The following is a 12,792-nucleotide window of genomic DNA, read 5'->3' on the forward strand; positions in this document are numbered from 1 at the left end:
GACCCGCACTGAGACACCTGAGCATGACCACAGCCAAACCGGATCTGCTTTCCCTCGCGTCACGCTTCGCACTGTTGCCGGATGCGCAGCGCAAAGCCTTTCTTACGAAGCTCGCCGCAGCCGGCATTGATTTTCGCGTGCTGCCGATCCCGCCGCGCACCGAGCGGACCGCGAGCGTGCCGGCGTCGTTTGCGCAAACGCGTCTGTGGCTGCATGCGCGGATGATCGATGAACCGGCGGCGTATCACATCACCGAACGCCTGCGGCTCGACGGCACGCTCGATGCCAACGCATTGCGTCTTTCGTGCGATGCATTGGTCGCGCGCCACGAAGTATTGCGCACCACCTTCGTTGAAAACGGCGATGGCGTACTGCAAACGGTGCATGCGCCGTCGCGCTGCCCGTGGCGTGCGAGCGACTTGAGCACACTGCCCGCCGAACAGCGCGAGGCACGCGCTGCCGAGATTGCAGGCGCCGATGAAGCGAAGTCCTTCGATCTGTCGGTCGGGCCGTTGGTGCGCGCTCACCTGATTCGCCTCGACGCTAGCACCCATTGGCTCGCGTTGACGACGCATCACATCGTGTCAGACGGTTGGTCCGCGGACGTCATGCTTGCCGAACTCGCGTCGTTTTATCGCGCGTATGCGAAGAGCGAAGCGGTGTCGCTCGCGCCATTGCCGATCCAGTACGCCGACTTCGCGCTGTGGCAGCGCCGCTGGCTCGACGCGGGCGAGCGTGAGCGTCAATTGGCTTTCTGGCGCGAGCGGCTGGACGCGAATCGCGACGTGCTGATGTTGCCGGGCGCATCGCCGCGTCCGGCTCAGCGTAGCGCGCGTGGGGCACGGCATCGTTTCGTTCTCGATACCGCGCTCGCTCAGCGCGTGAAGACCTTGGCCAATGCGCAGCGCGCGACGCCGTTCGCCGTATTGCTGGCGGCACTGAGCGCTTTGCTCGCGCGTTCGTCGGGAGAAACGCAGATTCAGATCGGTGTACCCGCGGCGAATCGCGAGCGCGGCGAAGTGGCGGGTCTCGTCGGGTTCTTCGTGAATACGTTGACGCTGGCTACGCCCGTTTCGGCAACGCAACCGTTCGCCGCGCTGGTCAGCGCGACGCAACAAACGCTGATCGACGCCCAGTCGCATCAGGATGTGCCGTTCGAACAGGTGGTCGAAGCGCTGGGTGTGGTGCGCAGCGCGAGTCATCATCCGTTGTTTCAGGTGATGGCCGCTTATGGCGCGCGTCGGCGTTTGCCTTCACTTGCCGACGTGCGCATGACGGAGTTGCCATCGGGCGCGCCGTTCGCCAAGTTCGATCTGACGCTGAGTTTCGAGGAGCGCGACGATGGTTCGATCGACGCGACCTTCATCTATGCGCTCGATCTGTTCGACGCCGACGCGATAGAGCGCCTTGCCGCGCGATTCATCGAGTTGCTATCGAACGCGGCGGCGACACCCGCCATTGCGGTCGGAGATGTGCAGTGGTTGCCTGAAGCCGAGCGCGCGCAACTCGATGCTTGGAACAGCACGGCGCTACCGCGCGAAGCAACGTTCAGGCCGGTGCATCAGCGCGTGGCCGACCATGCCCACGCGCGGCCGGACGCGCGCGGCGTCGCCGACACGAACCGCTCGCTCACGCGCGGCGAAGTGGATGCGCGCGCAACCCGTTTGGCGCAGCGCCTCGTCGCGGCAGGCGTGCGTGCCGAAATGCGGGTGGGCGTGGCGCTGAGACGCTCGGTCGACCTGCTGGTCGGCCTGATTGCCGCGTTGAAATCGGGCGGCGCGTTTGTACCGCTCGACCCGAGCCATCCGCGCGAGCGCCTCGCGCAGATTCTCGATGACGCGCAAATCACGCACGTCATCACGGAACGCGCGAGTCTCGCTGCGTTGCCGGCGTCGGATCGTTTACGGTTGTGGCCGATCGACGAGGAGCCGCAGCCTGAGGTTCAATCCGCGGCGGATGTCGAGTTGCCGCGCGTGTCGCCACACCAGGCAGCTTATGTGATCTATACATCGGGCTCGACCGGCAAGCCGAAGGGCGTGGTGGTCGATCACGGTTCGTTTGCCCTGCATTGCGCGGCGATTGCGGAGCGCTACGGCGTCGGTGAGCGTGACGTTTTCCTGCTGTTCCAGTCGGTCAATTTCGACGGCGCGCATGAAGGCTGGTTCTCGCAGTACATGTCCGGTGCGGCCGTCGCCATCACGGCGGATACGTTGTGGCCACCCGCGCAAACCTGCCGGATGATGGTTCGCGAAGGCGTGACCATGACCTACGTGCCGCCCGGTTGCGCAACCCAGCTCGCCGAATGGGCGCTCGCGCACGGTGCGCCGCCCAGCTTGCGCTCGTTGACGGTAGGCGGGGAAGCCACTTCGCGTGAAGCGTTCGCGCTGCTGCGCCGGGCGTTTCCTAAGGCGCGGATCGTCAACGGATACGGGCCGACCGAAACGGTCATTACGCCAATGCTGTGGATGTTCTATCCGACCGACGACACCGCGAAGCTCGCGGACAGCGCGTATCTGCCAATCGGCACGCTGGTCGGCGCGCGTTCGGCGCATGTGCTCGATGCGCGCTTGAATCCGCTGCCGGTCGGCGTGATCGGCGAGTTGTATCTGGGTGGTGAAGGCGTGGGCGTGGCGCGTGGTTATCTCGACCGGCCGGCACTCACGGCCGAGCGCTTCGTGCCGGATCCGTTCGGCGCGCCGGGTGCGCGGCTCTATCGCACGGGTGACCTCGTCAAGCGGCGCGCGGACGGCGTGTTCGACTTTATCGGTCGTGTCGATCATCAGGTGAAGTTGCGCGGCTTGCGGATCGAACTGGGTGAGATCGAAGCGCAACTCGCCGCGCACGGCGACGTGCGCGAAGCTGTGGCGGTCGTGCATGGCAAGGGCGCGCAAGCAGCGCTGGTGGCGTATGTCGAATTGAGCGCCGAAGCGCGCGAGCGCAGCACACGCGCGGACGCAGCGGAACTCGATGCGCATCTGCGTCATACGTTGCCTGACTACATGGTGCCCGCGCATATCGTCGTGCTCGATGCGTTGCCGCGCAATGCCAATAGCAAGGTGGACCGCGCGGCGTTGCCGGAGCCGCAGCGCGTCGAGCGGGCCTATCAGGCGCCCGCTGCCGGACTCGAAACCACGCTTGCGCAGATTTTCCGCGAAGTGCTGGGTGTGGAGCGAGTCGGCCGTGCCGATCATTTCTTCGAACTCGGCGGACATTCGCTTGCGGCGGTCCGCGTGGCGACGCGCGTGGCCGAACGTCTCGCGCGCGATGTGCCGGTGCGCACGCTCTTCGAAGCGCCGACGCTCGCGCAATATGCGCAGCGCGTGATGGCGTCGGCACGCAGCGAAACGGTGGCGGATACCGGAGAACGACAGCTGGGAGGCGGTTCCAATTCACTTATTGGGCCGGACGCGAACGGCATCCTGCCGCTTTCTTCCGCGCAATTGAGCTTGTGGTTCCTGTGGCGCTCGCAACCGGACAGCGCGTCCTACAACATTCCTGTCGCGCTGCGTCTGCGAGGGCCGCTCGATAGCGTTGCATTGCGCGACGCGTTTGCTCAAGCCGCTGCGCGACATCCCGCGCTGCGCGTGCAGATCGTCGAACGTGACGGGCAACTGCCGGGCCAAAGAGTCGTGGACTCGGCGGCGTTCGAACTGCCCGTGATCGATCTTTCTGGCGACCCTTCGCAAGCCGAACGCGAGAACGCCGCTATCGCGCTCACCGACCAGGACGCACTCACGCCGTTCCACCTGCTCGACGATGCGCCACTCTGGCGCGTGCGCTTATTACGCATTGCCGAGCGGGATCATGTGCTGTCGCTGGTCGTGCATCACATCGTGTCGGACGGGCAGTCGATCGATCTGTGGCTCGAAGATGTGCGCGGCACTTATGTCGCGATCGTGCGTGGCGCGTCGCCGGCGGCTTCGGCGACGGGATCGCTTTCGGCTCGACAACTCGTCTTGCCTGTAGCCGCGCCGCGAGCGCGCCTGTCGTTCTGGCGCGATGCGTTGGCCGATGCGCCGTCGCAAGTGCTGCCTTCGCCGCCGTCGGGCCGCGTGGCGTCGCCCACCTGGAAAGCCGGACGCCTCGCGTTCGAATTGACCCCGGCTCTCGTGCGCCGCGCCCGCTCGATGGCGCTCGAAGTTCACGCCACCTTGCCCATGGTGTTGCATGCCGCGCTGAACGTCGCCCTTTATCGCGCGACGGGCGCAACGGATCAGCCGGTCGGCGTTCTCGCTTCCACGCGCGAACTGACAGGCGAAGCCGCACGCCACGCACTGGGACTTTTCATCAACGCGGTGGTCGTGCGGACGCGGCTCGCCAAAACGGATACGCCGGTCACGCTGCTCGCTGAAGTGCGAGACGCCGCGCTCGCCGCTTATGCGCATGCGGACACGCCGTTCGCCGACGTGGTGGCGGCATTGCGCGCCACGCGCACCGAAGCCGGCAATCCGCTCTTTTCCGTGATGTTCAATTACCTGCGACCGGCCGGAACAGCGGGACGCGACTGGGCCGGCCTCACGCTCGACGATTTCAACGACGTGCGGCATCGGGTCGTGTTCGAATTGGAACTGGACGTGGTCGAACATGCCGACGGACGCGTGACGGGCGCCTTCTCGTATGCGAACGAGTTGGTGGACGGCTGCTTCGTCGAGGCGCTGACCGCCGACTATCTGGACGTGGTGCAGCGGTTCGTCGACGCGCCGCATGAACAACTGGGCGTTGCTTCAGCACGCTTTACCCTGGAGTCAGCCAGCGTTGCAACGAGCGCGCAAGCAAGCCCGGCATCTCACACTGAAGCAACGCGGCGCGCCACGTCACTCGAACGCGTGTGGAGCGATCTGTTCGAAGGCAACACGCCCGCGCTTCACGACGATCTGTTCGAAGCGGGCGCAAGTTCGTTCGATGTCGTGCGCTTTGTCGATGCCGCGCGAGCCGCTGGTCACGCACTGGAGATTGCCGACGTGTTCGCCGCGCCAACCTTCACGCAACTGGGCGCTCGGCTCGATGCACGAGCTTCTTGCGTTGCCGAGTTGCGCGACGGCGCTTGAACCCGGAGTCGAACACACAGCCCGGCAAAAAAGGCAGTGAATAAAAACCGCATCAATCACGAAAGATTTTTCGCCGGCCCGCGCATTTGGCGTGCCGGCTTCCACCGATAAGGACCTGCGACATGCACAGAGACACCGTATTTGATCTGATCGGAATCGGCTTCGGACCGTCGAATCTGGCGCTTGCCGTGCGCCTCGCAGAAGAAGCGGGCGTGTCGGACCTCACGCATTGCTTCATAGAGCGACAGCCGGAATTCGGCTGGCATCGCGGCATGCTGCTCGACGACTGCCGGATGCAGATTTCCTTCCTCAAGGATCTCGTGACCATGCGCGATCCGAAAAGTCGGTTCACGTTCATCAACTATCTGTTCGAACGCGGACGTCTGGCGGATTTCGTCAATTTGAAGAATTTCTATCCGACGCGCGTGGAGTTCCACGATTACCTGAGCTGGGTGGCGGCGTCGTTCGACGATCGCGTGAGCTACGGCCAGACCGTGACCGGTATCGAAGCGATCAAGAGCGCTGACAATACCAACGACGTCGAAGCGTTACGCGTTTTCTCGCGCGACAACGAAGGCCGTGAATGGCAACGTGTGACACGGGCGTTGTCGGTCGGCATCGGTGGCGGGCCTCAGGTGCCGGAGGCGTTCGCCGCGCTCGGCACGCATAACATCGTGCATTCGTCGCAGTACCTCACGTCCATCGATCGCGTCGTCGGACCTGCGAACGGCGCGCGAAAACGCGTGGCGGTGATCGGCGCGGGGCAGAGCGCGGCCGAAGTGTTCGTCGATCTGACGCGCCGCTATCCGCACGTGGATGCGAGCCTCATCATTCGCTCGAGCGCGCTGAAACCCGCCGACGACAGCCCGTTCGTCAACGAGATTTTCAACCCCGCCTTTACCGATGTCGTCTACGCGCAGCCGCGCGACGGTCGGCGCGCGCTGATCGAGCGCTTTCGCGACACCAACTACGCGGTAGTGGACCGTCCGCTGATCGAGCAGATCTACGAAATGCTTTACCTGCAAAACGTCTGCGCCGAACCGCGCCACCGGTTGCTCGCGAACACCGGCATCGAAACGGCGGCGCGCACGGGCGGCGGCCGGATTGAACTCACGCTGCGTGACCGTTTGAGCGGCCAGGCCCGCGCCGAGCAATTCGACGCGCTGGTGCTCGCGACGGGATATCGCCGCGACACGCATGTCGAGTTGCTGGAGGGGCTGGCGCCGCATCTGGGCGATGCGCTCACGCAAGGCAATGTCGAGCGCGATTACAGGCTCGCCACGCCGGTGACCTTCAAACCACGCATTTACCTGCAAGGCTGCTGTGAAGACAGCCATGGACTGTCCGACACGCTGCTGTCGGTTCTCGCGTTGCGCTCCGACGAAATCGCCGCTTCGCTTGCGCATTACGCATCGCGCGACCGTTCGGCTGACCGGTCGAGACAGACGCACGCAAACGCGACTCGCGCGGACCGCATGACTTTCGCGCTTTGATAGAAAGCGGCGCCACGACACACACACATAGGAATCGACTATGCCGAAGAAAAAACTCGTTTATATCTGGTCGTTACGAAACGCGGCCGCCGACAAGGCGGGTCAGGACATCGCGTACAAAAGCGGCGCGCGCTACATGAAGTCGGTACTGGAGTCGCTTGTCGAAGCGCTCAATGAAACCGCACTCGGCGATCAATACTCGCTCGAAAAAGTTATCTACGACGACGATGCCGGATCCGGCACGGACCGCGAAAAACTGAAGGAATATGGATTTGCTTACGAGCCGGGCAAGCGCTGGTTCTATCCGCCGAACTTGCGCGTGCAGGGCAAGCGGGTCAACGATCTGCTACTCGCGATTCCATCGACGTACCGGCGTGAGCCGCTCGATGCACCAGGCCGAGCGGCAGGCAAGAGCCGCTTTGAAAAGCACCTGCTCGATACGCTGGTGGCATTGAAAGCCGATATTGTCGTACTCGACGGTCTGCTGATCATTCTCGACGAACTGGTTCGGCCCGGCGCGCCGTTCTATCGCAAGATCGTGAATATTCACCCGGGCGTGACGCGTGCCGAGTCGCCCTACGAGCGGCGCGGCGCCTACGCGACGCTCGACGCGCTCTACGGTGCGCGCGGCAAGAAAGTGGTCAACTGGAAGACGATGGAAACCGTGGCGGTCGAACCGTTGTATCTGACGGGCGCATCGTTTCACTATGTCGACAACGGGATCGACTCCGGCGAGGTGATTCACGACGTGCTGAATACCGAAATCGATAAGGACGATACGATCCTCGAACTACGTTGGAACAATTTCAACCGAAGCCTTTTCCCGGCTTTGAACGAAGGTCTCGCGATCATGGCCGGACAGCCGGTGCAAGTCGAGGCGTGATGCGGTGAGGAGCGGCGCGCACGCGCCGCTCGAAGTGGCTATTGGGCGAGAACGAGGGGGTAAGCCATTTGATGACGCGCTATTCAGCACGCGTCGCATCGGCTCGCCTGTCGGGGCGCAGGCGCGCGTTCCCGGTGGCCCAGCCTTCGCGACGCGCTGCCTGAAATCACGAAACTGAGCGCGGCGAGCACCCACACGCCAACGCCGCCGTAGAGCATTACCCACCCGAAACCTTGCATCAACGCAGCATGCACGATGCTGCCCGACGGATCGATACGCGCTAACGCGGGAATCCCCGCTCTCACCGCTTCGACATCTCCTGCGGCAATTTTCTCGGCCAGTGCGCCGAGGGGCGCGGTGTCGAGCGTCTGCGGCAGCCGCGTCTTCAGATTGAAGAGAACGCCGCCTACCAGGATCGCCCCCATCAACGCGATGTTGATCGCGAGCGTAATCATCCGCGCGCTCATATCGATGCCGGACGCCATGCCCGCGCGTTCGACGGGAACCGCGGCGGTCGTCGTATTGGTGACGGGCGTATTGGTGAGGCCGAGGCCCGCGCCGGCGATCACGCAACCGGGCAGCATGGTCCACGCGTTCGCATGCGCGGCGGCGCTGCCGTATCGCATCAGCATGAAGCCGAGACCGATCGTAAACAGGCCCACGGGTATGGCGATTCCCGAGCCGTAACGCAGCGCGAGACGTTCGCCGAGCGGCGGGAAGAGCAGGGTCGGCAGCGTGTAGGCGAGCAAGGCGAGGCCGGCGCTCACGCTGTCGTAGCCGAGCCCGATCTGGAAATAGATCGGCAAATAGATCATGAATGGCCAGAAGCTGAAGTTCATGCCCGCCGAGCCCATCAGTGCGCCGGAAAACTGCGGAATCCTGAAGACCGAGAAGTCGAACATGGGGCGCGCACTGAGTTTCTCGGCAACCACAAAGGCCACTAAGGCGAGCAGCGTCGCCGCGATGATGAAGAGCGCGCGAGGATTGCCGAAGCCGAGCGCCGGAACCTGCGTGATGAAATACACGAGGCCGAACACCGCGAGCGACAGCGTGACGATGCCCGCCACGTCGAGCGTATGCGCATGCGGGTCGCGCGATTCCTGCACGCCGCCGAACACGAGCGTCAAGGTTGCGACGGCGAGCAGCGCGTGCACCCAGAAGACCCACTGCCAGCTAGAGAGCGCGACGATCGTCCCGCCGATGATCGGCCCAAACCCGAGCCCGATGCCGAAGATGATGCCCCACGCGCTGAATGCGCGAGCGCGTTCCGGGCCCTCGTGGAACTGATGCGAGAGCACGGCCACCTGGCAGATCAGCATGGCGCCGCCGCTTGCGCCTTGCAGCAAACGCGCGACGATCAGCGTCGGCACGCTTTGCGCGAGTCCGCAGACCAGCGAGGTGATGCCGAACAGCGCGATGCCGATCACGAAGACGCGTCGGCGGCCGAAGCGGTCCGCCAGCGTGCCGGTGGCCATCAGCACCGTGGTCACGGCGAGCGTGTAGGCGTTCATGATCCACTGCATGCCTTTGAAATCGCCGTGCAGCACGCGCTCGAGCGTCGGCAGGATCACCGGCACGCTGGAGATTTCGAGGCCGAACATCAGCGACGCAAGACACACCGCGCCCAACGCCAGGGTGTTTTTTCGGAGCGAGAGGAACGCGCGCGGTGTTTTGTCATCGGCGGTCTGCTCGGGACGCACCTCGCGTGAGCCCGGCCGGCATTCTGCCGCAGCCGTACGTGGCCGTTCTTCGCGCCGTGGCGGCGCGATCGGATCATTGTTCATGGATATTCACCTCGATAGTCGATGAGCTCGGCCCACACATGGACTGTGTAATATAGGGGGAATCTGTGTCCCTATTGACGCGCAGAAATCCCAGAAATGTGTCCATTGAGGAATCAATCGGGTAAAGATATGAGCGACATCCTCGACGGTGTAACGACATTCGTTCGCGTGGTCGAAACGGGCAGTTTCGCGCTGGCTGCGGAGCGCATGAACCTGACGCGCTCCGCGGTCGGCAAAGTGATCGTGCGGCTCGAAAAGCGGCTCGGCGTGCGCCTGCTCAATCGCACGACCCGCAGTCAGAGCCTCACTGAAGACGGGCAGGCCTACTACGACCGCTGCGTGCGCGCGCTGGCCGAACTCGAAGCGGCCGAGGCCGACCTCGATTCAGGGCGGCGCGAGCCGAAAGGGCGTTTGCGCGTGAGCGTGCCGCAGGCTTTCGGTCACTACTGCGTCGCGCCGGTGCTGCTTGAACTGGCGCGCAAGCATCCGCAATTGAAGATCGACATTTCGATTACGGATCGCTTCGTCGACGTGATCGAGGAGGGTTTCGATCTGGTGGTGCGCGTGGGCCCGTTGGCCGACAGCGTGAGTCTCGCCGCGCGCAAGCTCGGCGTGCAGCACGCGAGCATTGGCGCCGCGCCTGCCTATCTGGAGCGGCATGGCACGCCGCGCAGCGTGGACGACTTACGCGGGCACGCCGTCATCGCCTATTTGCGGGCAGGCTCGCCGCAGCCGTGGGATGTGGTCGATGTCGACGGGCAGATTCGCCGCGCGCAGGTTCAGCCGCAGCTCGGTTTCGACGACATGACGGGGATTGTGGATGCCGCGCTCGCCGGGTTCGGCCTCGCGTGGCTGCCGGCTTGGCTACTGGCCCGCTATGCGCGAACCGGCGAGCTGGTGACGGTGATGGAGCATTGTTTCCGGCCGACTCAGGAGATCCATCTGGTGTGGCCGAAGAGCCGCTATCTGCCGCTGAAAACGCGCTGTGCGATCGACGCGCTGGTGGCGCAGATTCCGCCGATGATCGGGGCGCCCGCAGCGGGCGCCCCTGGTTCACAAGACGCCTAGAACTGCAGCGTGGCGCTGGCGACGGCGGTACGCGTCGGCGACGGCGCCACGTAGTAGCCCCACGCCGTCGTCCAGTAACGGCGATTGAAGAGGTTGTTGATCCCTGCGCGGAACGTCACGTCCTTGCCGGCGATCTTCGTCTCGTACCGGCCGCTCAGATCGAAGGTGGTGTAAGCCGGCACGAACTGCGTGTTCTGCGCGTCCACGGCCTGGTTGCCGACATACTTGCCGCCGAACGCGAGCGTCAGCGGGCGCAGATACGACGGGTTGTATTCGATCCGGCCCGTCACGGTGAAGCGCGGTGCGCCGTAAATGCGCTTGCCTTCCACGCTCGCATCGTCCACGTCCATGGCCTTCGTGTCGAGCCACATCACGCCGCCCAGCACGCGCCATTCGCTCGTCAGCGCAAGCCAGCCGCTGGCGTCGACGCCCTGATAGCGCTTGGTGCCGTCCTGCACGAAGACGTTGGCCGAGTTCGTGTAGTTGTAGCCCTGGTCTACACGGAACAGCGCGAGGTTGGCGCCCCACTTGCTGTGGTCGGATTTGAAGCCGATCTCATACTGCTTGCTCTTCAGCGGACCGAACGTGGCCGGGTAGTTGACGTTGGTGTTCGACGCCGCGCCGCCCTGTTCGAGCGACTCCACGTAGCTCGCATACACCGTCGAATAGGGATCGGTCTTGAACATCAGCGCGAAGGTCGGCGTGACCGGATCCGCTTCGTATTGCGACGCCACCGCGCCGCTCGGGTCGTACACGTGCTGGCGATATTGCGTATAGCGCAGACCGACCAGTGCCGACAGGCGTGAGGTGAGCTGCACGGTGTCGCTCGCGTACACGGCAGCCTGCGTGGTGCGCTGCTGACGGTACAGGTCGGAGCCGATGCTGACTTCGTCGTTGGTCAGCAACGTGCTGTTGTACAGGTTGCCGTACCCGAGGAAGTAGCCTTCGTTCCAACCCGTGCTGTTGCTGTACTCGCTGGTTTGCGTCTGGAAACCGGCGCCGACCACCACGTCATGCTTGATGCTGCCCGTGTTGAAATGTCCTTGCACCATCGCGTCGACGTTCTGGTAGAAGTAGCGCGTCATTGCCGCATACAGCGTGTTGCTGTAGTTGCCTGCTGCGTCCGTGACATACAGCAGACTGTCCGAATTGGTGCGATTCTCCTTGGCGAAGCGGTATTTCACGCTCGCGTGCCAATTTTCGGAGATGCGGTAATCGAGGCCCGTGCCGAACGAGGCCATTTCGGTCTCGTAGTAGTTCTGCGGTTGCGTGAGCGCATGGGTGACTTTGCTCGCATCGGGAATGCCGCCGGCGTCGCCGCTGAACATCAGGCCGAACAGCGTGCCGTTGGTTCTGCGCTTCTGATAGAACGCGTCGGCGCTCCACGTCAGGTCCGGCGTAATGCGGAAGTCGAACGCGAGCGACGCCACCTGGCGACGAATGTGGCCGTGGTCCTCGGCGGTGTTGCCGTTTTCGTTGACGAGGTTCAGACGGTAGCCGAAACGATCGTCATTGCCGAAGCGGCCGCCGAGATCGACCGCTTCGCTGAACACGCCGGCCGACTTGTAGCCGATCGAGACGCTGCGGTAGGGCGTGTCGGTGGGGCGCTTCAACACGTAGTTGACGATCCCGCCCGGCGAGCCGAAGCCGTACATGAAGCCGGACAGACCCTTGAGCAGTTCCACCTGCTCGAACGGTTCGAGCGAGAGATCGGTGTCCCACGACGGGAAGGTCTGGCCGTCCACCTTGATGCTGTTCAACGTGTCGATCGGCATGCCGCGCACGGTGAACATCGAATTTTCGCTGATCGAGTTTTCGCTGGTGACCGACACGGCCGGGTCGTATTTATACAGATCGTTGGCGGTGGTCGCGAAAAGGTCCTGCGCTTCGTCGCTCGTCACCACATGGGTCGAGAACGGCGTGTCCACCTGCTTGCGCGAACCCAGCGCGCCCGCGCTGACCGTGTCGGCTTGCGCCACGGTGCTGTCTTTCGACGCCGTGACGCTCACCGCCGGCAAGGTGGCCGCCGTGTCGCTTGCCGCGACCTGCGCCCATCCCGACGACGACAGGGTGGAAAGCGTCAAACCGACGCTGGCGAAAAGCCCCGCGCTGAGCAGCGATGGGGTCCGACGTTGGCCGCGCGCAAAAGTTGGGCGGCCGGCGACAAATAAATTCTGCATGTTGTTTGAATTAGGCAGGTGGCGGCGGCGCGCACCAAGTCTGTGCAAAAACGACGCCGTGCTAGCGAGTGGTTGTTAGACGACTGGGTGAAACTGAAAGATACGATCGAATGGTAATGCATCTGATTCGCATTCACAAATTATTTTGTGTCTTAGGTCATCTATAAGACATCTGTTTCAACCCACGGGTCATGGGGCTGTAAGCCTTATGTGGCGGGGCTGGAGCCCATTGGGCGCGCTTGCGGGATATGTTTGTTTCGCAGCGAATAGAGGAAAACACGCATATACTCACGCTCTGGCCGTAAAAAGTAGTGCCGAGCCTGCGCGCTGCGTTTT

6 protein-coding genes are annotated in these 12,792 nt (G+C 63.6%); 4 read left to right on the plus strand and 2 right to left on the minus strand.

Features of this window, described 5'->3' with window-relative positions:
• Window positions 1–23: 23 nt before the first annotated feature.
• From BLW71_RS31205 to BLW71_RS31215, 3 genes are all read left to right on the plus strand, one after another.
• Complete coding sequence (locus tag BLW71_RS31205) at window positions 24–5,048, plus strand: non-ribosomal peptide synthetase (protein ID WP_091806344.1); 5,025 nt, start codon at window positions 24–26, stop codon at window positions 5,046–5,048.
• A 122-nt stretch (window positions 5,049–5,170) separates the two neighbouring features.
• Window positions 5,171–6,541: a lysine N(6)-hydroxylase/L-ornithine N(5)-oxygenase family protein gene (locus BLW71_RS31210; RefSeq protein WP_091806347.1), complete on the plus strand. Its 1,371-nt coding sequence runs from the start codon at window positions 5,171–5,173 to the stop codon at window positions 6,539–6,541.
• 40 nt (window positions 6,542–6,581) lie between these two features.
• Window positions 6,582–7,424 carry a formyl transferase gene (locus BLW71_RS31215; protein ID WP_091806351.1) on the plus strand — a complete coding sequence of 281 codons (843 nt, stop codon included), beginning with the start codon at window positions 6,582–6,584 and terminating at the stop codon, window positions 7,422–7,424.
• 83 nt (window positions 7,425–7,507) lie between these two features.
• On the opposite strand, the gene BLW71_RS31220 is transcribed toward BLW71_RS31215, so the two are convergent.
• Window positions 7,508–9,208 carry an MFS transporter gene (locus tag BLW71_RS31220; RefSeq protein WP_286162160.1) on the minus strand — a complete coding sequence of 567 codons (1,701 nt, stop codon included), beginning with the start codon at window positions 9,206–9,208 and terminating at the stop codon, window positions 7,508–7,510.
• Between the two features lie 129 nt (window positions 9,209–9,337).
• On the opposite strand from BLW71_RS31220, the gene BLW71_RS31225 reads away from it, so the two are divergent.
• Window positions 9,338–10,276 carry a LysR family transcriptional regulator gene (locus tag BLW71_RS31225; RefSeq protein ID WP_091806353.1) on the plus strand — a complete coding sequence of 313 codons (939 nt, stop codon included), beginning with the start codon at window positions 9,338–9,340 and terminating at the stop codon, window positions 10,274–10,276.
• Here BLW71_RS31225 and BLW71_RS31230 read toward each other — a convergent pair.
• Window positions 10,273–12,456: a TonB-dependent siderophore receptor gene (locus BLW71_RS31230; RefSeq protein ID WP_091806357.1), complete on the minus strand. Its 2,184-nt coding sequence runs from the start codon at window positions 12,454–12,456 to the stop codon at window positions 10,273–10,275. The genes BLW71_RS31225 and BLW71_RS31230 overlap by 4 nt on opposite strands.
• Window positions 12,457–12,792: the final 336 nt, after the last annotated feature.

Source organism: Burkholderia sp. WP9 (assembly GCF_900104795.1).
GTDB lineage: Bacteria > Pseudomonadota > Gammaproteobacteria > Burkholderiales > Burkholderiaceae > Paraburkholderia.